Consider the following 21,672-nt stretch of genomic DNA (forward strand, 5'->3'; position numbering starts at 1 on the left):
GCTGAATACGGGGAATATCACGATGAAGGGCTGTATTGCCAAGAGCACGGTCAACACGTTTAATTTTATTTTTGACGTGCGCCCTGCCCGGAAGGGCGCGGCCAAGGCTGGTCAGGGTGAGGCTGGCACCGTGTGTCAGAGCGACAGCCATGGAAACAAGGACATTAACGCGGAAGCTGTGAATGTCCGGTAAAGACGTGGAGAAAAATTTCTGGCAGACTGTTTGTAAAGGCACGATGAGGTCTCTTCTGTATTGTTAGCGCAACCAGTAGATCACACTTCATCGTGCTTTTCATTTTTCTGGGGAACCCTCAGCCCAAAGGGAGAGGGGGAAAACCGGCGGACTCTCTCCTCTCCATGGGCGAGGGGGAAAACCGGCGGACTCTCTCCTCTCCATGGGCGAGGGGGGAAATCAGCGGACTCTTCCCTCTCCCTGGGGAGAGGGCCAGGGTGAGGGGGTAAACCTCACACTTCCTCCACACCTACCCGCAGTGCTGCCAGCGCCGCACCGGCGGCTTTCAGCACCTGCTCACACTGCTCAATGTGCAGCGTCAGCGGCGGTTCAATACGGATGGTTTTCGAATTGTTCAGCGTTCCGGCCACCAGCACATGCTGGCGGAACATTTCGCTGGCAAAGTTATAGCCCGTCTCGTTATCGACAAACTCAATCGCCATCAGCATGCCTTTACCGCGCACATCCTGCACCAGATCCGGGTATTCACGCGCCAGCAGACGGAAGCCGTCCAGCAGCATGTCACCTTTCTGCTCTGCCTGTGCTGGTAAGTTCTCTTCCAGCAGCACGTTAATGGTCGCCAGCGCCGCGGCACAGGCCAGCGGGTTACCGCCGAAGGTGGTGGTGTGCAGGAACGGGTTATCAAACAGCACCGAGAAAACTTCTTCGGTGGCGATGGTGGCACCAATCGGCATCACGCCGCCGCCCAGCGCTTTGGCGAGGCAGAGAATGTCCGGGTGGACGTTTTCATGCTCGCAGGCAAACATTTTGCCGGTACGTCCCATGCCGGTCTGCACTTCGTCGAAGATCAGCAGCGCGCCGAACTCATCACACAGCTTACGCACCGCCGGCAGATAGCCGACCGGCGGCAGGATCACGCCCCCTTCGCCCTGGATCGGCTCAAGGATCACCGCCGCGACGTCATCGCCGGTTTTATGGCATTCCGACAGCAGCGTGCGCATGGCCTCGATGTCACCGAATGGCACGTGGCGGAAGCCCGGCAGCAGTGGCATAAAGGGTTTGCGGAAGGTTGATTTCGCCGTGGCCGACAGTGCGCCCAGCGATTTGCCGTGGAACGCGCCGCTGGTGGCGACAAAGGTAAATTTGCCGCGCGCAGACTGATACGCTTTCGCCAGTTTCAGCGCTGCCTCCACCGATTCGGTGCCGCTGTTACAGAAGAAGCTGTATTTCAGTTTTCCCGGCGCCAGCGCGGCGAGGGTTTTGGCGAGCATCGCCCGCAGTGGATCCAATAATTCCTGACTATGAAGGGGTTGTTTGGCGAGCTGATGCTGTACGGCGGAAACAACGACTGGATTACGGTGCCCCACGTTAAAAATACCAAAGCCACCCAGGCAATCTAAAAACTCCTGTCCCTGGGTGTCGACAAGCGTATTCAGACTTCCCGCTTGCCACTCTACGGCTCCGTAATCCCCGCCTGCGGTGACAGATTTTCGATACTCTAAAAACCCCGGATTAACGTGCTCTTTAAAATATTCAATCACCTCGCGATTCAGATCTTTCATTTCGTCATGAGAAAGCGTGGCCTTCTCGATAATGTTCAGGGCATGTGCGCTGCAGGCAAGAGCCGACGCGCTGGAAGGTAATCTGTTCAAAATAAGCTCCTGGGCGTGGCGTATCACGCGATACACAAAATAATTATTGCAGGGAATACGCCACTTCGGCAGGCGCGCTGAAAATCGGGATAAACACCAGGTGGAAGCGTGGTTGCGCAAAATTTAATCGTCCGGCAGCGCCATTAAGCTCTTTTCATTCGGCATTAAACGGGGAGGTTGGCTGCACTTTCGCCGATGTTGCGCCGTTTTAGTGCGCATATTGCCTCTTTATAGGGCAGCGGAAAAAAGGGGGTATAAGTAGTTTCTGATTGAAAATATTAGAAAATCAAGGACCTGGATGGCCTGAAAATTTCAGGGTTTTATTGCGATTTGCGATCTAAATCAAATTTAACATCTAAAGATAAACTCATTAGCGCCGAAATAACAATTGCCAGAAAAATTAACAGTCAGATAACTCACTGCAAAGGACGCTACATGCCTGCTCAACCCTGGGTCACCCAGCACGAGTACTCACTCGATGATGACACTACCTTAATGTCTACCACCGATCTTAATAGTTACATCACTCATGCGAATGACACTTTTGTGCAGGTCAGCGGCTACGAGTTAGATGAACTGATCGGTCAGCCGCACAACCTTGTTCGTCACCCGGATATGCCGAAAGCCGCGTTTGCGGATATGTGGGCCACCCTGAAACGCGGCGAGCCGTGGAGCGGCATCGTGAAAAACCGCCGCAAAAATGGCGATCACTACTGGGTGCGCGCGAATGCCGTGCCGATGGTGCGCAACGGCAACGTCACCGGCTATATGTCGATCCGCACCCGCGCTACCGCCGAGGAGATCGCCGCCGTCACGCCGTTGTATCAGGCGCTCAACGAAGGCCGCAGCAATAAGCGTGTTGATACCGGCCTGGTGGTACGCAAAGGCTGGCTGGGGCGTTTGCCCGCGATGCCGCTGCGCTGGCGGGTACGCAGCGTAATGACCGGACTGTGGCTGGTTCTGGCGGCGGCGATGGCGTCGCTGCATACCGGCTGGGCGGTGCAGGGGGTCGGTGCGCTGATCATGCTCATCGGCTGCGGTATTTTTGAGGCGCAGATTGTGCGTCCGGTGGAAAACGTTGCGCGACAGGCGCTGAAGGTGGCGACCGGCGAGCGCAATAACGTGCAGCATCTTAACCGCAGCGATGAGCTGGGGCTGATCCTGCGATCTGTCGGTCAGCTCGGGCTGATGTGCCGCTGGCTGATTAACGACGTGGCGCACCAGGCGACCGAAGTACGCGACGGCAGCGAAACCCTGGCGAAAGGCAATGACGATCTTAACGAGCGCACACGCCAGACCGTGGTGAACGTGCAGCAGACCGTCACCACCATGAGCCAGATGGCCGCCTCGGTGCAGAATAATTCCGCCACCGCCGCCGCGGCGGATAAACTCTCCATTGAGGCCAGCAACGCCGCCAGTCACGGCGGGCGGGCGATGGACACGGTGGTGAAAACCATGGATGAGATCGCCGACAGCACGCAGCGCATCGGCTCTATTACCTCGCTGATTAATGACATCGCTTTCCAGACCAATATCCTGGCGCTGAACGCCGCCGTGGAAGCGGCCCGTGCGGGTGAGCAGGGGAAAGGCTTTGCGGTGGTCGCCGGTGAAGTCCGTCATCTTGCCAGCCGCAGCGCCAGCGCCGCCAACGACATTCGCAAACTGATTGATGCCAGCGCCAGCAAGGTGCAGTCCGGTTCGCAACAGGTGCACGCCGCGGGCGCGACCATGGATAATATCGTCGAGCAGGTGCAGAACGTCACGCAGCTGATCGCGCAGATCAGTCACTCGACGTCTGAGCAGGCGGCGGGGCTGTCAGATCTGACGCGCGCTGTGGCCGAGCTGGATACCATCACGCAGAAAAATGCCGGACTGGTGGAAGTCAGCGCCCAGGTATCGGCGATGGTGAAACAGCGCGCCAGCCGTCTGGAAGAGGCGGTCACCGTTCTGCATTAAGTCTTTTCCCTCACCGCTTTTCTCTCCCTGGAAAAGCGGTTTTTCTCCTCTTGCACTCTCCCTCGCTTGTTATCTTTATGTAAATTTATATTTCATTGTTGTTAATTAAATAGTAAAAGCCGAATGCTTTTTGATCGAAATATATAGCGGTTACGGATTTTCATTACGCTATTTTTCGCCTGACAGCAATGCACCCAAGAATATTCTTTTCGTGCGGTGATAAATAAAAAAACGATCAAAGTCATAAAGTTAGCAAAAACGTTACCGATAACGTGTGCTGTGCATGTCCATTTAATAACCAGGGAAAAAATATGTTCTTACATGATGTTAAGATCAGCACAAAATTATTTCTGGCTTTCGGAATTTTTATTGTGTTGATGGTGGTGAGTTCCAGTCTGTCGCTGTTCAGTCTGAATCGGGCCAACAATGGGATGCAGGACATCGTTAATCGTGATTATCCCACGACGGTGAAGGCCAATCAGTTGATTGAGAACTTTCAGGAGTTTGTCAGCACGCAGCAGCTGATGGTGCTGGACACCGACGGGAAGTGGAGTGCCGAATCGCAGAAGCGTCTGACTGCACTCAGCGGCAACATTACCGTGCTGCTCGACGATCTCAGCAGCGCGCTGCGCGATCGCGACTCGCAACGCATCCTCGGTGAGCTGCGGCAGGTGCGCCAGCAGTATCTGGATTCGCGTTTCCGTATTCTTGAAGCGGTAAAGAATAAAGATACCCAGGCGGCGGTTGAAGAGATGATGAATAACACGCTGCCGGTGCAGCGTGCTTACAAAGAGAAAGTGCAGCAGTTGATTGCCGTGCAGGACAACAATATGCGCAGCGCCGGGAAGCTGGTGGAGCATGATTTTAAATCTAACCGCACCATGCTGATCCTGCTGGCGTTGATCAGCATTGGCCTCGGCAGCCTGATGGGCTGGTTGATTGTACGCGCCATTACCCGTCCACTGGTGCAGGCGGTGCAGTTTGCTGAAGCCATTGCTGGCGGCGATCTCACTCAGCACATTGACGTGAAGCACCGGGACGAAACCGGCGTGCTGCTGAGCGCGCTGGTGGCGATGAAAACGCGCCTGTTCGAGATTGTGCAGGAAGTGCAGAACGGCTCGGAGAACATCTCCAGCGCCGCTGCGCAGATTGTCGCGGGCAACCAGGATCTGGCCGCCCGTACCGAAGAGCAGGCCAGCTCAGTGGAGCAGACTGCCGCCTCGATGGAGCAGATCACTGCCACGGTGAAAAACACCAGTGAACACACGACCGAAGCGACGCAGCTCTCTGCCGAAGCGGCAACAGTGGTGAAAAATAACGGTCAGATGATGAAACAGGTGACCGAGAAAATGCGCGTCATCAACGACACCTCTGACCGCATGTCCGACATCATCAACCTGATCGACTCCATCGCTTTCCAGACCAATATTCTGGCGCTTAACGCGGCAGTGGAAGCGGCGCGTGCCGGTGAGCACGGGCGTGGCTTTGCGGTGGTGGCAGGGGAAGTGCGCCAGCTGGCGGGTAAAACGGCCTCTTCTGCCAGCGAGATCCGCCATCTGATCGAAAGCTCTACCGCACAGGCGCGCGATGGCATGGCGTTGGTGGAAAAAGCGGGCGGTCTGATCAACGGTATGGTCAGCAACGTGGAAGAGATGGACACTATTCTGCGCCAGATCGGCCACGCCAGCCGTGAACAGACGGAAGGCATTTCGCAGATCAACAGCGCCATAGGCCTGATTGACTCCACCACCCAGCAGAACGCCAGCCTGGTGGAAGAGTCCGTGGCGGCCGCCGCGTCGCTGAGCGACCAGGCGTCGCACCTGAAAGGCCTGGTCAGCGTGTTCCGCGTACGCCGCGAGGCAATGGCTTAATCCAGCTGTGAAATCTCCAGCGCCGCGCGATCGATCACCGCGATGATCTGCTCCAGCTGCGCGGCGCTGACGTTTTCCTGATTCACTTTCTGATCCAGCACGGCTTTAAAGTTATCCAGCGCGCGTTTCATCTGCGGATCTTTACGCAGCAGATACCCGACGCTGCGGGCTTTAATGCGTGCCTGGATCAGGCCGAGCTGTTCGGCGTTGTCTGCCAGCCACTGCTTACCGGCGGCGGTAATGGCAATTTTTTTGCGCCCGCCATCTTCCTCATCGATCACGATAAACGCCTGCTCCTGCAAAAAATCCAGCGTCGGATAGATCACCCCCGGACTCGGCGTGTAGTGCCCGAGCGTCAGCTGTTCAATCGCCTTGATCAACTCGTAACCGTGGCTGGCGCTGCGGGTCAAAATGTCCAGGATGACCAGACGCAGATCGCCGTGCCCGAAAAAGCGCGGACGGCGGCTGCCGTGCCCGTGGTGATCATGATCCTGCGGATCGTGAGCGTGTCGCATCGCGTAAACCTCGTTATTTAGATATATCTAATTTTGCTTGCCTTCATGGCAATTAGCAATCATTATCATTTAAAACTAAATCAGATATATCGATTTTAACGTGACGAAGGCTAAAAAAATGACCACATCACATCAACGTTACCCCGAGCGCGTACGCAATGAGTTGCGCTTTCGCGAACTTACTGTGTTACGTGTTGAACGTATTGGCGCAGGATTCCAGCGTATTGTGCTGGGCGGCGAGGCGCTGGCGGGCTTCAGTTCGCAAGGGTTTGACGATCACACCAAAGTCTTCTTCCCGCAGCTGGGACAAAAAGTGGTGCCGCCCACGGTTACCGATGACGGCATCGTCTGGCCCGACGGCCCGCGCCCTGCGGCCCGTGACTATACGCCGCTGTATGACCCCGAGCGTCACGAACTGGCGCTGGATTTCTTTATTCATGATGGCGGCGTGGCCAGCAGCTGGGCGCTACAGGCCCGGGAAGGCGACACTCTGACCATTGGCGGGCCGCGCGGTTCGCTGGTGCTGCCCGAGGATTACGCCTGGCAGCTTTACGTCTGCGATGAGTCCGGGATGCCCGCGCTGCGCCGTCGTCTGGAAGCTATCAGCAAAAATCCGCTGCGCCCGGCGGTGACGGCCATCGTGACCATCGGCGATGAGGCGTATAAGGATTATCTGGCGCATCTGGACGGGTTCAACATCGAGTGGATTATCGGACATAACGAGGATGCGCTGGCGCAACGTCTGGCGCAGGTGCGCGTCCCGGCGCAGGATTATTACCTGTGGATCACCGGGGAAGGGAAGGTGGTGAAAAACGTCAGCCAGCCGTTTGAAGGCGGCGAGGTTGATCCGCAGCTGATGCGAGCTGCGGCATACTGGCATGCGAAATAATCAGGCGACCGCGTCGAGCTGCGCGTCGCTCACCTGACGTTCCAGCGCGGCGCGAACCTCGCTAAGGGCTTTCTCCTGCTGGGTAAAATACGCGTCCATATTGCTCAGTGATGACACCAGCAGCCAGGACTCCTCTTTTTCCAGCTCCGCAAGCTCGGCGACCAGGGTGTCGATTTGTTCCCGTACCTGCGCCATCTTTTTGCGGATACGTTCCAGATCGTTTAGCCGATCGCTGGCCATCATCGGCTCAAAGCCCTGATGCAGACGCGCCACCAGCGAACGGATAGCTTTGACGTCGCCGCGATGCTTCGCCTGATTGAGCTGCACCATCATGGCGTTGGCTTCATCTTTCAGTTCATCCGCCACCAGATCCGGATGACAGAGTTTGCTGGCCTGACGCCACAGCCGTTTGAGTTCGGTTTGATCTTCTTCTGACAGCTGACGGCCTTTCCTGAAACGGATCTCCGCATCGTGCTGCTGCTCGCGGTATTTTTCGTACTCGTCACTCGCCTCGTCGCGTGCCTGACGTGCCGGCTCTTCTTCCCGCGTTAAGCCCGTTTCCAGCTCCTGCGCTTCCGCCAGCAGATTGGCGATCAGATCGCTTTGCTGTTGCAGCTGTTTACGCGCGTCGGCTGCCTGTACCGAATCCGCCGGCAGATCGCGCCAGCGGGTGGTGAGCATCGCCAGCACATCCAGCGCCTGCGCCATATATTGCTGGCAGCGGCGATAATCCTCTTCCCGGCGCTGCCGCTCCGCCAGTTTGCGACGCAGATTCAGCTCCGCGAGGTTTTTACGCAGCTGGAGGATTTGGGTCATCAGCGGCCCGAGGCGGTTCAGGTAAAGGTCGTTAAATTCATCTAACTGCTGAACGCGGGCATTACGGCGGTCAATCAGATCGCGCAGACGCTCTTCCAGCGCTTTTAATTCCAGCTTGCTGGCCGCCACCTGCGGATCGCGCCACTGGGTAAGGGCGCGCTGGCTTTGCAACCAGGCGGTGATCGCCGTCATTGCTGCGGTGTAATTCTTTTCCTCAAGCGCCGCGACAATCGCCAGCAGCTCATCATTGAACGCTTCATTTTTTAGCCGCGTAAGCTGGCTGACAATGATGTCGTCATCTTCCAGTTCGATGGCATTTTTGATGATTTCAAGTCGTTTGATGGGTGTGCTCATGATGCCTTTCGCTTTAGCGCTTAAGTATTTGAGTTAAGGTTAGTTGTCAGCAGAGCTACCGGAAATCATACACACGTCTGATGAATGGTGCGAGGGGGATTAGGCGGGTTTGCGGTGGGTTTCGGGCATAACGTGGGATATTTCACGCAGAAAGCAAAAACCCACCGAAGTGGGTTTGCTGACAACCATTACTGCTTAGGAATAATGAGTACCTGACCCGGATAAATTTTGTCCGGATGGCTCAGCATCGGTTTGTTAGCCTCGAAGATTTGATTGTACTTGTTGGGATCGCCGTACACCTGTTTAGCGATGGCGCTCAGGGTGTCGCCGGATTTCACGGTGTAGTAGGTGGCTTCTGCTGCGGAATCGGTGACTGACACGTTGTTCTCAACGGTGCTGATACCCGCCACGTTACCGACGGCCACCTGGATTTTTTCTTTCTGCTCCTGCGTCAGGCCATCGCCCGTGACCACGGCTTTGCCGTTTTCCACTTTGACGCTGACTTTATCTGCCCCGGGAACACCTGTTTTTTTGAGATGCTCCTCAAGTTTGGCTCCCTGATCGCTGTCGTGCCCTTTCAGTGAATCCCATAACTTTTCGCCTGCATCTTTCACAAAATCAAATAAGCCCATGGTTTTTCTCCTGTTCACAAGACCTTTTAATTCTGGCAAAGGAGGGAGAAAGTGCCAGTTTTAGTTAAGGAAAGTAGAGTGGCCGCATGCGTCAATGACTCACGTTCATTGCCTCTCTTCTGCTACTGGGGTTTTCTCGCGATGCTTTGACTAATTTTTAATGGTGCAGGTGCGTGTGCAGACTTCCAGTCAGCGTAGCGCGAAACGTTGGGTAAGAATGCTACAGGCCTTTTTTCTTTGCTTTCCGGTGGCGGCGTTTGATTTCTTCTTTCGCTGCGGTTACCAAAAATCCGGCTGTACTTTCGCCTTCTTGCTTAAGCTGCTCGATCTCCTGCATGACTTCATGCGGGATCCTGACGGTTGTCATTTGTGACTTAGCATTCGTTGATCCGGTTGCCATGGTTGCCTGTTTTTTTGATTGGGTGTATTTCAGTATACGCAACACAAAGAAATATAAAAAGTGTTGTGGTGTATTTCACTTTGGGTGTAGTCTTGTTCTGTAAGGTGACATACACCTACAATGACAACGCCCCGGAGTGCGGGAACACTACCGGGGCGTCTGACCACAGAACGTTATACGAGGTAACGCTATGGCTTACGCTAATAGTACCACATTCGCACGCCCTGAAAATCGTGTGTTTATCTTCCTTACTCTGTCCCACTGCTCGTTTGTTTATAGCGGAGGTATATGATGAATAATCTTCTGAATATGCCAATTCCCGCCACCGCCGATCTGTTTCAAGTTGCAGATTTATGCTCTGAATTTGTCATCAAGCTGGTGGAGTCGGATGACCCTGCTGAAAGCCTGGCACTATGCGGACGTCTGTCACATGCCCTTACTGCGCTACGGCAGCTCTGTGACGAAGATTTACCGCCGCATTTACTGGAGTCTCTCACCGTGGACGAGCCGCCCGCTCCGTGTGTCCCGGATTGCTGGGTTGATTCGAATGTGCTGGTTGAGTATGCACAGGGACTGACGCAGGCGCTGTTAAGCCGTGTTTTGGCTGGCTCCGTTACGGTACCGTTAACCGGATTACTTCACGATCTGGTGATCCTGCTGACCGAATATCTCAGACAACCGCATATCCGACGGGAGTCTGACCATGCTGTCAGCAGTGATACTGGGAGGTGTACATGGAAAGCTTGATTTCCGATGAAGCTACCGCGCGCGCTGCACGGGATAGCCTTCTCCTTGGGCTGGAGGCGACAGGCAACTTGATGTGCTGGGTTGATCCACAGCAGCCCCCGCAGATTGCCGCCGAAAACATGCGCAGGCTGGGCCAGATGATTGAAACGCTGTGTGTGTTGATTTCCGGTCTGGACGTGGTGATAGAAAACCAGCGAAGCACGAAGGCTTCGGTAGCGTGAAGTAAATACGAAAAGAACGTCGCCTGACTTGAATAAGAAGCCCGTGCTATGCGGGCTTTTTTACGTCCCTTATCAGACGCTGCATAACGCGCGCTGTGCTCACCACCTTATACATTACCCCGTCGCTGTATCGTCACTATCTCGTATCGCTAATACATCACTGCATAAGCAAAACAAAGACGTCACTAACGAAATCAGCGTAAGGTTTCAGCGCGTTAAGGGCGGTGCTCAATACGGAGTTTAATGTCCGGCGAGAGGGGGACGGCGGCGCCATTATCCTCATATGCACGAAAATGAAGAATGCAGAGAAGCCACGCCCGGCAGCGTTTGATCTTAGAGAAGCAGAGTTATTCACAGACCGCGACGGTGAAATGATGGCATCGCTAGTGCTGCGTGACACCTCTGCCTATCGAGCTGTAGCCAAGGCAGCAGTGAGTCGAGATCTGGCTCGAATCGTGTTTGATGATGCCCGTCAGATGTGTTTGCTGTCAAAGCCGCTGAAAAAGCGCGGCAATATTCAGGCGCACAAAGTCATTTACCCTAAAAGCAACAGCCTGTTAAAGCCGCTGGCGGCGAAAGCGGCCACTATTGAGGGGACTAACCCCAGTCCGGTAATTGTCGATGAGTACCACTTTCACCCGGATAACGGTGTTTTCTGCGCTTGAGTTGGGTATGGGCGCCCGTCCTGAGGCGATTTTGTTCGCTATTACCACCGCAGGGAGTAACGTTGTGTCTGCCTGTAAGCAGCATTATGACTACTGCTATCAGATTCTAACCGGTGAAGAGAGCAACGATTCGCTGTTTGTCCTGATCTACGAACTGGACGACGAAAGTGAGGTTGAGCAGCCGGAAATGTGGAGCAAGGCTAACCCTAACCTGCATATGCCCGTTGACACGGTGAAACTGGAGTCCACCATCCAGAAAGCGCGGGGCATACCGTCGCAGTGGGTGGCCAAACGTTTCAATATCTGGTGTCAGGATTCCACGCCGTGGATGGGCGCCGGTGCATGGGCTCGACCACACCGAAGACCATCTGACCGGAATTGAGTGCTACGCCGGATTTGACCTGTCCTCTACCAGTGACATTATCAGCGTGAGTTACGCTTTCCCGTTCGACAGGGAGATCCGTCTGCTGACCCGCCATTATCTGCCGGAAGCGCAGCTGCTTAACGTCGCCAACAAAAACCGCGCCATCTACCGCCAGTGGGTGAAAGCGAGATGGATACGCACCACGCCCGGCAACTGTATCGACTATGACCGCATCCATGACGATATTCTGCGCGACGCTGAAACTTTCAATATCAGGCTGGTGGGCTTCGATACGTGGAACGCCACACACCTGCGCACCCAGCTGCAGGGGGCGGGCCTCGATGTGGAGCTATTCCCGCAAACTATCTCAAATTCAGTCAGGTGGCGAAATCCTTTGTGGTTTATGTTAATCGCAGGGTGGTGCGCCACCGGGGCGATCCGGTTATAGCCAGGGCTATTGGTAACGTGGTGATGGAGTCTGACGCCAACATCAAGCCTAACAAAAAGAAATCCTCCAACAAGATAGATCCGGCGGTAGCTGCGTTGATTGCGTTCGGCACATTCCAGGCTGAGCATGAGGATTTTGCTTTCGATATGAGCGACACCCACAAACAACGCCTAGCGACGTTCAACGGGATTTAATGAATCAACTTAAAACAGTGGAGTAGCGATACCGTTATTTTTCTAACGCAAGGATGAACCCATTGGAAGATTTAAAGCAAAAAATGCTTTGCATAGCGGAACGATTTAACCAAGCGTTAACACTTAAAAGTAAAAGGGAGATATCTAAGATTGTTGAAAATTTGCACGTTGAAATGGCTCTAATTTATATGAGTATTACCCCTGAAAATGGTTACGGTAAGGAACTGTGTGATATTTCTATGGAGTTAATGTTAGATATTAGATGAGGGCGTCCAGCTTCTGTTGATAAAAAGTTGAGAAACTTGTGAAATTAAAGCTCAACATTATTTATAAACAATAAGAGCATGGCTCTTACTATAAATGTAAGAGCCGAGTATTTAAAAAACAGTCTTTGTGATTTTTTCAACACCAACTATTAATTCTTGTACATCATCTTTTGTTGGTTCCCTTTCCTTGCTGTGATCACAAAGGTTTCGTAAATCTGTAAGATGTTGAATAAACCGCCATGACGGAGTGTCTATAATATCACTATCTTTAAGAAGTTGATTGTATTCAGCAATTGAAGGATGGGTTTTTCGGCTTTTTAATGAGTGTAATGAACAAATATGTGCCAAATGTTTTTCAAGAATTACGCCAGCAACAGCCCCGCCAGCTCTGATAAATCCTTTTTTATTTAACTCCTTAGCAGTTTCAAGTTCAGTATCGAAAATATCAGCTTGTAGAATATCTTTAATGTCGAAAAGAACGCTTTTGAAGCGCTCTTTAGCTGAAGAAACTATTTTTGATTGTGTTTCCATTTTTGGAATTGCATCAGAACGACTTCTTTTTATTTCGCCATATCCGTTCTTAGTCTGCAATCCAAGTAAATAATCATATATTGAGTAATTTACATATGTTATTTCTTTTCTTTTGGGATCCGTTTTATATAAATTCTCAAACTCAGGCAAGCGCTCTGGAATTATCTGGGAGACAACTCTATACGCTTTTGTATACCATTTTTGATATTCTTCACTTACGCTGACAAAAACCCATCCTGCATCCTCGATATTTTTTATCATCGAAGCATCGATTTGCTCACATTCTTTACACATTGAATAATAGATCTGTATGCCCATTTTGGTGAGTTCGTTTAATTCCGTTTTAAGTTTTTCAAACTGAGTTGCCATATCAATCCTTAGCTCAAATGTGTAGGAGATGCTTAATAAGAGGAGGTGGCCTAACTTTCGTTAGGCCGGGCTTGTTACGCCATCACTTACGTAGCATGAAAACCAGAGCGATGCTTACAGGAATAACAAGATAGGCGTGAAGCCCGACACTTGCCAGAGCCAAGATAAGACCACTCATAGCACAGATACGTTTTGACAGCAGGTCTGAGCCCTTTTCGACAGTATCCATAAAAATACTCCTGAAGGTTGCCTATGAGGGGGCACTCAAACCCGTAGCACTTTCTTAAATTGCAGTTGAACGGCTGCTACGACCCAACTGTGGAACACTGAGGAATACTCGGATATACCTGTCTGCGGTATCCTATAGGTATCCTAGAAAAGCAAGAGGACTCGATTTTTGATGTAAGCCCTTGATATTTGGTGGCCCCTGCTGGACTTGAACCAGCGACCAAGCGATTATGAGTCGCCTGCTCTAACCACTGAGCTAAGGGGCCGTGGCGGGGGATTATAATGTAACTTCCCGCTTCAATCCAGCCATAAGCGTGTACCTGCCGTTTTTATAAACAACCTATAATCAATCCTTTATACTTCATAGATGATCCCATAACTGGAGCTTTAGATGATCAACGATATTCTCGCGCCTGGCCTGCGGGTGGTGTTCTGCGGGATTAATCCCGGTAAATCGTCGGCGCATACGGGGTTTCATTTTGCGCATCCGGGGAACCGCTTCTGGAAAGTGATCCACCAGGCGGGCTTTACCGATGAGCTGCTGAAGCCAGAGGAGGAGATGCGTCTGCTGGATACCCGATGCGGTATCACCATGCTGGTGGAGCGGCCTACGGTGCAGGCCAGCGAGGTTGACCTACACGAGCTGCGTACCGGTGGCCGTGAGCTGATCAAGAAGATAGAGGACTATCAGCCTCATGCGCTGGCGGTGCTGGGCAAAAAAGCCTATGAGCAGGCGTTCAGCCAGCGTGGTGTGCACTGGGGTAAGCAAAAGATCGCTATTGGCGCAACGCAGGTCTGGGTGTTGCCGAATCCGAGCGGCCTGAACCGGGCGACGCTGGATAAACTGGTAGAAGCGTACCGGGAATTAGATGAAGCGCTGATTGTGCGCGGTTTATAACGTCCATAAAAAAACCCTCCGAAGAGGGCTTTTTACGGGTGGCTTACGGGCCGATTAATCGTCCAGGAAGCTACGCAGCACTTCAGAACGGCTCGGATGGCGCAGTTTACGCAGCGCCTTCGCTTCGATCTGACGGATACGCTCGCGGGTTACGTCGAACTGTTTACCCACTTCTTCCAGCGTGTGGTCGGTGTTCATATCGATACCGAAACGCATACGCAGAACTTTCGCTTCACGGGCGGTCAGGCCAGCCAGTACGTCATGGGTGGCGGCACGCAGGCTCTCGGTGGTGGCAGAATCCAGCGGCAGCTCGAGGGTGGTATCCTCGATGAAATCACCCAGATGTGAATCTTCATCGTCGCCGATTGGCGTTTCCATGGAGATGGGCTCTTTGGCGATTTTCAGCACTTTACGGATTTTGTCTTCCGGCATCAGCATGCGCTCGGCCAGCTCTTCCGGCGTCGGTTCACGACCCATTTCTTGCAGCATCTGGCGGGAGATACGGTTGAGCTTGTTGATAGTCTCAATCATATGCACCGGAATACGGATGGTGCGCGCCTGATCCGCGATGGAGCGGGTGATCGCCTGACGGATCCACCAGGTTGCGTAGGTGGAGAACTTATAACCACGACGGTATTCAAACTTATCAACCGCTTTCATCAGGCCGATGTTGCCTTCCTGAATCAGATCGAGGAACTGCAGACCGCGGTTGGTGTATTTCTTGGCGATAGAAATAACCAGACGTAAGTTCGCTTCCACCATCTCTTTCTTCGCACGACGCGCTTTCGCTTCGCCGATGGACATACGACGGTTAATGTCTTTTACCTGCTCAATGGTCAGGCCGGTCTCTTCTTCAATCTGCTGCAGCTTTTGCAGGCCACGATGCACGTCGTCTGCCACGTCGTGCAGTTTTTCAGACCATGGTTTGTTCATCGCGATAGCCGCGTTGAACCAGGTTTCGCTGGTTTCATTGCCGGTGAAAAGGGTGATAAAGTTTTTCTTCGGCATTTTGCACTGTTCAACGCACAGCTTCATGATCAGGCGTTCCTGGGTACGCACGCGATCCATCATGACGCGCATGCTGTTAACCAGGTAGTCGAACTGTTTTGGCACCAGGCGGAACTGCTTGAACACTTCCGACAGCTTCAGGATCTCTTCCTGAGCGCTGGCGTGGCTGCGGCCTTTCGCTTTGATGGTGTCACGGGCAACCATGTACTGCGTGCGCAGTTCGGCAAACTTCTCGCGAGCCAGTTCAGGGTCGATGCTGTTGTCGTCGTCGCTGTCGTCGTCTTCTTCGTCGTCTTCTTCTTCGTCGGTCGCCAGCTCTTCGGTGGACAGTTCAGAACCGACATGCGTCGCGGTCGGCGCCAGATCTTCTTCTGCGTTAGGATCAACAAAGCCGGTGATCAGGTCAGACAGGCGCGCTTGCTCCGCTTCCACACGATCGTACTGCTCCAGCAGATAGGTGATCGCTTCCGGATATTCGGCAACGGAGCACTGAACCTGGTTGATCCCGTCTTCGATACGTTTGGCGATGTCGATTTCGCCTTCGCGGGTCAACAGCTCAACGGTACCCATTTCACGCATGTACATGCGCACGGGGTCGGTGGTACGTCCGATTTCAGACTCAACGCTGGACAGCACCTGTGCGGCAGCCTCTTCCGCATCTTCATCGGTGTTGTTTGAGTTTTCAGCAAGCAGCAGATCATCGGCGTCCGGTGCTTCTTCCATCACCTGGATGCCCATGTCGTTGATCATTTGGATGATGTCTTCGATCTGATCGGAGTCGACGATATCTTCCGGCAGATGGTCATTGACCTCGGCATAGGTCAGATAGCCTTGCTCCTTACCACGTTGGACAAGAAGTTTCAGCTGTGACTGCGGGTTTTGCTCCATAAGACGGTATCCACACTTAATTCATGAGGGTTGGTGTTGGTCGGCGAAACAAAGCCGCCAACATAAGCTAATGAGGGCTTACTTATATTTTTGCCGCTGCCCTTCAGTGCGGCTGCCGGGATCTTCCCGAACGATATTCGGCACTTAAGCCGTTAAATTCATTTGCGGGCGCGCGCTTCTGTAATGACGCGCACCTCTTCGCGCTCCGCTGGCGTCAACCCGTGGGTGCGCGAGCGAGCGATCAATTCTGAGAGCCGAAGCTCAAGTACCGAGTCGAACATGTGGTTCAGCGAGTCGGTGAACGTTTTTTCTGCAATGTCCCTATCAGCTATATCGTCCCACATGGACAGCTTTTCAAGGGTGGCGGCTTCATTTGTGCCACGATATTGCTCTAACAGCTGACCGGTGGTCAGGCCCGGCTGTGACAAACAAGTGTTGACCAGTTCAGCAAATAAGCCAAGTCCGGGCAGCTTTTCCTGATTCAGACCCTCCAGTGGCGGCACAAGCGGTGCCAGCTCCGGGTTCTGAACCAGTAATCCTATCAGTATACGCATGGTTGTGCGTTTTAGCTGAGGCACGGGCCGGACGGTGCCATTTTCGGACTGTTTGGGCATTAAACGTTCAAGCTGGTTATCGTCAAGAATGCCCAGTTTGTTACCTAATTCTTGCCGTAAATAGATACGAAGTGTTTCACCCGGTACCTGAGTAATCAGCGGCAGCGCCAGTGTGCTGAGCTGCGCACGTCCGTCCGGGGTGCTCAAATCGACCTGCGGCATCAGACTGTTAAACAAAAACGTGGAGAGCGGCTGAGCCTGCTCCATCCGCGCTTCGAACGCGTCTTTGCCTTCTTTACGCACCAGCGTATCGGGATCTTCGCCATCCGGCAGAAACATAAAGCGTAACTGTCGGCCGTCGGTCATAAACGGCAGGGCGGTCTCCAGCGCGCGCCACGCGGCGTCTCTGCCTGCCCGATCGCCGTCGTAACAGCAAATCACGCTGTTGGTGACGCGAAACAGCAGCTGAATATGTTCAGCGGTGGTGGACGTACCCAGCGAGGCGACCGCATAGTTAATGCCGTACTGCGCAAGGGCGACCACATCCATGTAACCTTCGACCACCAGCAGGCGGGGCGGTTCCGCATTGTCCTGCTGGGCTTCATACAGGCCGTACAACTGGCGACCTTTATGGAAAATATCGGTTTCCGGGGAGTTCAGATATTTTGGCGTGTCATCACCAAGTACCCGTCCACCAAAACCGATAACCCGTCCGCGCTTATCGCGGATAGGGAACATCACGCGGTCGCGAAAACGGTCGTAGCTGCGTCCTTTATCGTTGGTGACCAGCATGCCAGCATCGGTCAGCGACTGACGATTATCCTGGTTGCCGCCAAAACGCTTTAATACGTTGTCCCAGCCGGGAGGGGCAAAACCAATGGCAAATCGCGTGATGACATCGTTGCTTAATCCGCGCGTAGCCAGATACTGGCGGGCACGCTCTGCGACCGGCTGCGACAGGGATTGTTGATAAAACGTGTTCAGGCCTTCCATTAATTGATAGAGACTTTGCCGCTGATGGCGTTCTATCTGGGTCAGCCCGCTGCCTGCTTCAAAAGGCACTTCGAGATTGTGCATGGCCGCCAGCTCTTCTACGCTTTCTACGAACTCGAGCTTGTCGTAGTTCATTAAAAAGTCGATAGCGTTACCGTGCGCACCACAGCCAAAGCAGTGATAAAACTGTTTCTCACCGTTTACGGTGAAAGAGGGGGTTTTTTCGTTATGGAACGGACAACACGCGTGATAATTCTTGCCCTGCTTTTTTAGCTTTACCCGTGCATCGATCAGATCGATGATGTCGGTGCGTGCCAGCAGGTCATTGATAAATACTCGTGGGATTCGTCCAGCCATGTGCCCCATTACCCTCAGCGCATCGCGTTCAGGTATGTCAGATCATAAACGAAAATAAGCCGCGCATTCCTTTCGGAAGCACGGCCTTACAACTACAACTCAGTCTGTAAATTAAGAGCTTAAGCCCTCAATCCATTAGTACAGACGAGTACGGCGTGCGTTTTCGCGAGCCAGTTTCTTCGCGTGACGTTTCACTGCAGAAGCTTTAGCGCGTTTACGTTCGGTAGTCGGTTTTTCATAGAACTCACGACGACGAACTTCCGCCAGAACACCTGCTTTCTCACAGGAACGCTTGAAGCGACGCAGAGCTACGTCGAACGGCTCGTTTTCACGTACTTTAATTACCGGCATGTGCCTCTCACCTTTGATTAAATCGGTTTGCCGCTGGCATCAACGCCAGCTTATTTCAAAATGGTGCGGAATTTTACTGCAAATGCTGCTGCTTTGTAAAGCACCGCTACCCTTCTTTGCAAGGGACTTTTGTAAGGGGGACGAGTATACACGAACTGGCAAGCCGGGGTGAGCAAAGTTTTACAAGCATGGGCATTCGCCCTACACTGCGCGGTATTGAAAAGAGGTAGAAACCACCATGCGTGTACTGGGTATCGAAACATCCTGTGATGAAACCGGCATCGCCATTTATGACGATGAAAAAGGGCTTTTAGCCAACCAATTGTATAGTCAGGTGAAATTACACGCTGACTATGGCGGCGTGGTGCCGGAGCTGGCCTCCCGCGACCATGTGCGCAAAACCGTACCGCTGATCCAGGCGGCGCTCAAGGAAGCCAATCTGAGCGCGCAAGAGATAGATGCGGTGGCCTATACCGCAGGCCCGGGCCTGGTGGGGGCGTTACTGGTAGGAGCGACCGTTGGTCGTTCGCTGGCGTTTGCCTGGGATGTGCCGGCCGTCGCCGTGCATCATATGGAAGGCCACCTGTTAGCGCCGATGTTAGAAGACAATCCGCCGGAATTTCCGTTTGTGGCGCTGCTGGTATCCGGCGGTCATACCCAGCTCATCAGCGTGACGGGGATCGGGCATTATGAACTGCTCGGCGAGTCCATCGATGATGCGGCCGGTGAAGCCTTCGATAAAACCGCGAAGCTGCTGGGGCTGGATTATCCCGGCGGGCCAATGCTATCCAAAATGGCGGCGGCAGGAACGGCAGGGCGTTTTACTTTCCCGCGTCCAATGACCGATCGTCCGGGGCTGGATTTTAGCTTCTCGGGCCTGAAAACTTTCGCGGCAAATACCATCCGCAGTAACGGCAACGACGATCAAACCCGTGCAGACATCGCCCGTGCTTTTGAAGACGCGGTGGTGGATACGCTGATGATCAAATGCAAACGCGCGCTGGATCAGACCGGCTTTACGCGTCTTGTTATGGCGGGTGGCGTAAGCGCGAACCGCACGCTGCGCGCGAAGCTGGCCGAGATGATGCAAAAGCGCCGTGGCGAGGTGTTCTATGCACGCCCGGAATTTTGCACCGATAATGGCGCGATGATCGCCTATGCGGGTATGGTCAGGCTGAAAGTGGGCACGACGGCGGATCTGAGCGTGACGGTTCGTCCTCGCTGGCCACTGGCAGAACTGCCTGCGGCATAAATACAAAGGCCGGATAACGCTTATCCGGCCTTAAACTATTCTTCGGTGTTATCCCTTTCGCGTTTTTTTCTGAGCTTCGCCCAAATCTTGGTTTCCTGCCTGCGCCACAATCGCTGAATATTATCGTGATGCCGTAACAGGATCAGGCAAGAGAGCATCGCCACCGGGAAGGTGAACTGCGGTTTAAACCACCAGACGTAAAACGGCGCAATAAGCGCGCTGACAATCGCTCCCAGCGATGAGTACCCGCTAAGCAGCACCGTCAGCAGCCAGGTGCCCGCCATCACACCCGTTAAATCCCAGCCAATGGGAGCAATTGCCCCGAATGCGGTGGCAACGCCTTTACCGCCCTGGAAATGAAAGAACACCGGCCAGATATGACCAAGACAGGCGGCGATAGCGATAAGCCCCAGCCAGAACGGCGTAATGCCCAATGCATACGCGCCCCAGACAGGCAGCATGCCTTTGAGGACATCGAATATCAGTACTGTTACGGCTGCACCCTTGCCGCCAATTCGCAGGACATTGGTCGCTCCGGGATTCCCGGATCCACTTTCGCGGGGGTCAGGCAGACCCGCGATGCGGCAGACCAGAATGGCGCTGGAGATTGAGCCGCAAAGGTACGCGAGGAGGATCATTCCAGGCGCGATTGCACTCATAACGCTGTTCCGTTTTGAAAATGTCGTTTTATTCTCTGCATCTGTGGATAATACGCATAATTTATTGAAAGTGGTATCCAGGTAAGCCAAAAACCAGGCGGGGCGTGATGGACATTGTATTTATAGAGCAACTTTCGGTAATCACCACCATTGGTGTTTACGACTGGGAACAAACGATCGAGCAGAAGTTAATGTTCGATATCGAAATGGCGTGGGACAACCAGGCTGCCGCCAAAAGCGATGATGTGAATGACTGTCTGAGCTATGCCGATATTGCCGACACGGTGATCGGGCACGTAGAAGGCCAGCGTTTTGCGCTGGTGGAACGGGTGGCGGAAGAGGTGGCGGAATTACTGCTGAGTCGTTTTGCCTCGCCGTGGGTACGCATTAAAGTCAGCAAACCGGGGGCGGTTGCCCGTGCGGTAAATGTCGGCGTTATCATTGAACGTGGGCTTAATCCGAAACAAAACAATTAACTTCATAATTACTAAACCAAATGCCAGTATACCGGTCTGATTTGCGGGCCTGCCGCAGCGTTGTCGGTGAGTCGACCATTTTGTTTACTTTTTAGGGGTTTATTTGATGAGCGATATGCACTCCCTGCTGATTGCAGCGATTTTGGGTGTTGTCGAAGGACTGACTGAATTTCTGCCGGTCTCCAGCACCGGTCACATGATCATCGTCGGGCATCTGCTTGGATTTGAGGGCGACACCGCAAAAACGTTTGAGGTGGTGATCCAGCTCGGCTCGATTCTCGCTGTGGTGGTGATGTTCTGGCGGCGTCTGTTTGGTCTGATTGGGATCCACTTTGGGCATCCGCCGCACGAAGGTGAGGGCAAAGGGCGCTTAACGTTGATTCATATCCTGCTCGGTATGATCCCGGCAGTGGTATTAGGACTGATTTTCCACGATACGATCAAATCGTTGTTCAATCCCATTAACGTCATGTATGCGCTGGTTGTCGGCGGTGTGCTGCTGATTGCTGCTGAATGCCTGAAGCCGAAAGTCCCGCGTGCGGTGGGTCTGGACGATATGACCTACCGGCAGGCTTTTATGATCGGCTGCTTCCAGTGTCTGGCGCTGTGGCCGGGGTTTTCCCGTTCCGGGGCGACGATCTCAGGCGGTATGCTGATGGGGGTGAGCCGCTACGCCGCCTCTGAGTTTTCCTTCCTGCTGGCGGTACCGATGATGATGGGCGCCACCGTGCTGGATCTCTATAAGAGTTATCACTTCCTGACGATGGCGGATTTCCCGATGTTTGCCGTCGGCTTTATCACGGCATTTATTGTCGCGCTGGTGGCGATAAAAACATTCCTGCAAATTATTAAACGTATCTCGTTTATTCCGTTCGCGATTTATCGTTTTATTGTTGCAGGTGCAGTGTACGTCGTATTTTTCTAA

22 protein-coding genes, 1 tRNA gene and 1 pseudogene are annotated in these 21,672 nt (G+C 53.3%); 12 read left to right on the top strand and 12 right to left on the bottom strand.

From position 1 onward, the window contains the following. On the top strand, positions 1–193 hold a 193-nt coding region (locus tag KW828_RS22160), incomplete at its 5' end, for a hypothetical protein (protein WP_218337864.1). Between the two features lie 272 nt (positions 194–465). Here the strand turns inward: KW828_RS22160 and ygjG are convergent. Beyond that, positions 466–1,845: a putrescine aminotransferase gene (gene ygjG, locus KW828_RS19225; RefSeq protein ID WP_218337865.1), complete on the bottom strand. Its 1,380-nt coding sequence runs from the start codon at positions 1,843–1,845 to the stop codon at positions 466–468. Between the two features lie 435 nt (positions 1,846–2,280). Between ygjG and KW828_RS19230 the strand changes: the two genes are divergently transcribed. Together KW828_RS19230 and KW828_RS19235 are read left to right on the top strand one after the other, a co-directional pair. After that, positions 2,281–3,801 (top strand): PAS domain-containing methyl-accepting chemotaxis protein, encoded by a 1,521-nt coding sequence (locus KW828_RS19230; RefSeq protein WP_218337866.1) that lies wholly within the window; start codon positions 2,281–2,283, stop codon positions 3,799–3,801. Between the two features lie 311 nt (positions 3,802–4,112). After that, positions 4,113–5,672, top strand: coding sequence for a methyl-accepting chemotaxis protein (locus tag KW828_RS19235; RefSeq protein WP_218337867.1), 1,560 nt, complete (start codon positions 4,113–4,115; stop codon positions 5,670–5,672). On the opposite strand, the gene KW828_RS19240 is transcribed toward KW828_RS19235, so the two are convergent. Further along, on the bottom strand, positions 5,669–6,187 hold the full coding sequence (locus KW828_RS19240) for a PadR family transcriptional regulator (protein WP_218337868.1): 519 nt from the start codon (positions 6,185–6,187) through the stop codon (positions 5,669–5,671). The genes KW828_RS19235 and KW828_RS19240 overlap by 4 nt on opposite strands. 118 nt (positions 6,188–6,305) lie before the next feature. Here KW828_RS19240 and KW828_RS19245 point away from each other — a divergent pair, with 118 nt between their 5' ends. Next, positions 6,306–7,076 carry a siderophore-interacting protein gene (locus KW828_RS19245; RefSeq protein WP_218337869.1) on the top strand — a complete coding sequence of 257 codons (771 nt, stop codon included), beginning with the start codon at positions 6,306–6,308 and terminating at the stop codon, positions 7,074–7,076. Here KW828_RS19245 and KW828_RS19250 read toward each other — a convergent pair whose 3' ends face one another. From KW828_RS19250 to KW828_RS19260, 3 genes are all read right to left on the bottom strand, one after another. Further along, positions 7,077–8,246, bottom strand: coding sequence for a DNA repair protein (locus KW828_RS19250; protein WP_218337870.1), 1,170 nt, complete (start codon positions 8,244–8,246; stop codon positions 7,077–7,079). Positions 8,247–8,434: 188 nt separating this feature from the next. Further along, a complete protein-coding gene (gene lysM / locus KW828_RS19255; protein ID WP_218337871.1) occupies positions 8,435–8,878 on the bottom strand; it encodes a peptidoglycan-binding protein LysM in 444 nt (147 codons plus the stop codon). A 220-nt stretch (positions 8,879–9,098) separates the two neighbouring features. Continuing rightward, positions 9,099–9,278 (bottom strand): YlcI/YnfO family protein, encoded by a 180-nt coding sequence (locus KW828_RS19260; protein WP_218337872.1) that lies wholly within the window; start codon positions 9,276–9,278, stop codon positions 9,099–9,101. Between the two features lie 288 nt (positions 9,279–9,566). Between KW828_RS19260 and KW828_RS19265 the strand changes: the two genes are divergently transcribed. The 4 genes and pseudogenes from KW828_RS19265 to KW828_RS19285 all read left to right on the top strand — a co-directional run bounded on the left by KW828_RS19265 (position 9,567) and on the right by KW828_RS19285 (position 12,183). Continuing rightward, positions 9,567–10,025 carry a hypothetical protein gene (locus KW828_RS19265; protein ID WP_218337873.1) on the top strand — a complete coding sequence of 153 codons (459 nt, stop codon included), beginning with the start codon at positions 9,567–9,569 and terminating at the stop codon, positions 10,023–10,025. Next, positions 10,013–10,246 carry a hypothetical protein gene (locus tag KW828_RS19270; RefSeq protein ID WP_218337874.1) on the top strand — a complete coding sequence of 78 codons (234 nt, stop codon included), beginning with the start codon at positions 10,013–10,015 and terminating at the stop codon, positions 10,244–10,246. Before KW828_RS19265 ends, KW828_RS19270 begins: the two co-directional genes overlap by 13 nt. Positions 10,247–10,668: 422 nt before the next feature. Further along, a pseudogene (locus tag KW828_RS19280) lies at positions 10,669–11,917 on the top strand (terminase TerL endonuclease subunit); the annotation flags it as partial. 62 nt (positions 11,918–11,979) lie between these two features. Next, the gene (locus KW828_RS19285) at positions 11,980–12,183 is read left to right on the top strand and encodes a hypothetical protein (protein ID WP_218337875.1); all 204 of its coding nucleotides are present in this window, start codon (positions 11,980–11,982) and stop codon (positions 12,181–12,183) included. Between the two features lie 111 nt (positions 12,184–12,294). Here KW828_RS19285 and KW828_RS19290 read toward each other — a convergent pair whose 3' ends face one another. The 3 genes from KW828_RS19290 to KW828_RS19300 all read right to left on the bottom strand — a co-directional run bounded on the left by KW828_RS19290 (position 12,295) and on the right by KW828_RS19300 (position 13,577). After that, positions 12,295–13,083 carry a hypothetical protein gene (locus KW828_RS19290; protein WP_218337876.1) on the bottom strand — a complete coding sequence of 263 codons (789 nt, stop codon included), beginning with the start codon at positions 13,081–13,083 and terminating at the stop codon, positions 12,295–12,297. An 82-nt stretch (positions 13,084–13,165) separates the two neighbouring features. Next, complete coding sequence (locus KW828_RS19295) at positions 13,166–13,312, bottom strand: hypothetical protein (protein WP_000381860.1); 147 nt, start codon at positions 13,310–13,312, stop codon at positions 13,166–13,168. Positions 13,313–13,501: 189 nt separating this feature from the next. Next, a tRNA-Ile gene (locus KW828_RS19300) sits at positions 13,502–13,577 on the bottom strand. Positions 13,578–13,702: 125 nt separating this feature from the next. On the opposite strand from KW828_RS19300, the gene mug reads away from it, so the two are divergent. Continuing rightward, positions 13,703–14,209 (top strand): G/U mismatch-specific DNA glycosylase, encoded by a 507-nt coding sequence (gene mug / locus KW828_RS19305; RefSeq protein WP_218337877.1) that lies wholly within the window; start codon positions 13,703–13,705, stop codon positions 14,207–14,209. Positions 14,210–14,263: 54 nt separating this feature from the next. Here the strand turns inward: mug and rpoD are convergent, their stop codons facing one another. The 3 genes from rpoD to rpsU form a co-directional block, all read right to left on the bottom strand. Then, positions 14,264–16,105, bottom strand: a complete 1,842-nt coding sequence (gene rpoD, locus KW828_RS19310) for an RNA polymerase sigma factor RpoD (RefSeq protein WP_218337878.1) — start codon at positions 16,103–16,105, stop codon at positions 14,264–14,266. Between the two features lie 158 nt (positions 16,106–16,263). Beyond that, positions 16,264–18,009 (bottom strand): DNA primase, encoded by a 1,746-nt coding sequence (dnaG, locus tag KW828_RS19315; protein WP_218337879.1) that lies wholly within the window; start codon positions 18,007–18,009, stop codon positions 16,264–16,266. A gap of 135 nt (positions 18,010–18,144) precedes the next feature. Continuing rightward, positions 18,145–18,360, bottom strand: a complete 216-nt coding sequence (rpsU, locus tag KW828_RS19320) for a 30S ribosomal protein S21 (RefSeq protein ID WP_001144069.1) — start codon at positions 18,358–18,360, stop codon at positions 18,145–18,147. A gap of 238 nt (positions 18,361–18,598) precedes the next feature. Here rpsU and tsaD point away from each other — a divergent pair, with 238 nt between their 5' ends. Then, positions 18,599–19,612: a tRNA (adenosine(37)-N6)-threonylcarbamoyltransferase complex transferase subunit TsaD gene (gene tsaD / locus KW828_RS19325; RefSeq protein ID WP_218337880.1), complete on the top strand. Its 1,014-nt coding sequence runs from the start codon at positions 18,599–18,601 to the stop codon at positions 19,610–19,612. A 35-nt stretch (positions 19,613–19,647) separates the two neighbouring features. Here tsaD and plsY read toward each other — a convergent pair whose 3' ends face one another. After that, a complete protein-coding gene (gene plsY / locus KW828_RS19330) occupies positions 19,648–20,271 on the bottom strand; it encodes a glycerol-3-phosphate 1-O-acyltransferase PlsY (RefSeq protein ID WP_218337881.1) in 624 nt (207 codons plus the stop codon). A gap of 107 nt (positions 20,272–20,378) precedes the next feature. Here plsY and folB point away from each other — a divergent pair, with 107 nt between their 5' ends. Together folB and bacA are read left to right on the top strand one after the other, a co-directional pair. Continuing rightward, positions 20,379–20,747, top strand: coding sequence for a bifunctional dihydroneopterin aldolase/7,8-dihydroneopterin epimerase (folB, locus tag KW828_RS19335; protein WP_218337882.1), 369 nt, complete (start codon positions 20,379–20,381; stop codon positions 20,745–20,747). A 106-nt stretch (positions 20,748–20,853) separates the two neighbouring features. Further along, positions 20,854–21,672 carry an undecaprenyl-diphosphate phosphatase gene (gene bacA, locus KW828_RS19340; protein WP_218337883.1) on the top strand — a complete coding sequence of 273 codons (819 nt, stop codon included), beginning with the start codon at positions 20,854–20,856 and terminating at the stop codon, positions 21,670–21,672.

The sequence above is a fragment of the Enterobacter sp. ENT03 genome, assembly GCF_019218745.1.
Lineage (GTDB): Bacteria > Pseudomonadota > Gammaproteobacteria > Enterobacterales > Enterobacteriaceae > Enterobacter_D.

What these genes read in the sequence shown, in the direction of transcription:
- KW828_RS19295 (WP_000381860.1), bottom strand. Translation starts at nt 13,312, where the DNA reads ATGGATACTGTCGAAAAGGGCTCAGACCTGCTGTCAAAACGTATCTGT.
- tsaD (WP_218337880.1), top strand. Translation starts at nt 18,599, where the DNA reads ATGCGTGTACTGGGTATCGAAACATCCTGTGATGAAACCGGCATCGCC.
- KW828_RS19235 (WP_218337867.1), top strand. Translation starts at nt 4,113, where the DNA reads ATGTTCTTACATGATGTTAAGATCAGCACAAAATTATTTCTGGCTTTC.
- rpoD (WP_218337878.1), bottom strand. Translation starts at nt 16,105, where the DNA reads ATGGAGCAAAACCCGCAGTCACAGCTGAAACTTCTTGTCCAACGTGGT.
- rpsU (WP_001144069.1), bottom strand. Translation starts at nt 18,360, where the DNA reads ATGCCGGTAATTAAAGTACGTGAAAACGAGCCGTTCGACGTAGCTCTG.
- dnaG (WP_218337879.1), bottom strand. Translation starts at nt 18,009, where the DNA reads ATGGCTGGACGAATCCCACGAGTATTTATCAATGACCTGCTGGCACGC.
- KW828_RS19265 (WP_218337873.1), top strand. Translation starts at nt 9,567, where the DNA reads ATGATGAATAATCTTCTGAATATGCCAATTCCCGCCACCGCCGATCTG.
- bacA (WP_218337883.1), top strand. Translation starts at nt 20,854, where the DNA reads ATGAGCGATATGCACTCCCTGCTGATTGCAGCGATTTTGGGTGTTGTC.
- KW828_RS19250 (WP_218337870.1), bottom strand. Translation starts at nt 8,246, where the DNA reads ATGAGCACACCCATCAAACGACTTGAAATCATCAAAAATGCCATCGAA.
- mug (WP_218337877.1), top strand. Translation starts at nt 13,703, where the DNA reads ATGATCAACGATATTCTCGCGCCTGGCCTGCGGGTGGTGTTCTGCGGG.
- plsY (WP_218337881.1), bottom strand. Translation starts at nt 20,271, where the DNA reads ATGAGTGCAATCGCGCCTGGAATGATCCTCCTCGCGTACCTTTGCGGC.
- lysM (WP_218337871.1), bottom strand. Translation starts at nt 8,878, where the DNA reads ATGGGCTTATTTGATTTTGTGAAAGATGCAGGCGAAAAGTTATGGGAT.
- KW828_RS19290 (WP_218337876.1), bottom strand. Translation starts at nt 13,083, where the DNA reads ATGGCAACTCAGTTTGAAAAACTTAAAACGGAATTAAACGAACTCACC.
- KW828_RS19260 (WP_218337872.1), bottom strand. Translation starts at nt 9,278, where the DNA reads ATGGCAACCGGATCAACGAATGCTAAGTCACAAATGACAACCGTCAGG.
- KW828_RS19230 (WP_218337866.1), top strand. Translation starts at nt 2,281, where the DNA reads ATGCCTGCTCAACCCTGGGTCACCCAGCACGAGTACTCACTCGATGAT.
- KW828_RS19270 (WP_218337874.1), top strand. Translation starts at nt 10,013, where the DNA reads ATGGAAAGCTTGATTTCCGATGAAGCTACCGCGCGCGCTGCACGGGAT.
- folB (WP_218337882.1), top strand. Translation starts at nt 20,379, where the DNA reads ATGGACATTGTATTTATAGAGCAACTTTCGGTAATCACCACCATTGGT.
- KW828_RS19245 (WP_218337869.1), top strand. Translation starts at nt 6,306, where the DNA reads ATGACCACATCACATCAACGTTACCCCGAGCGCGTACGCAATGAGTTG.
- KW828_RS19240 (WP_218337868.1), bottom strand. Translation starts at nt 6,187, where the DNA reads ATGCGACACGCTCACGATCCGCAGGATCATGATCACCACGGGCACGGC.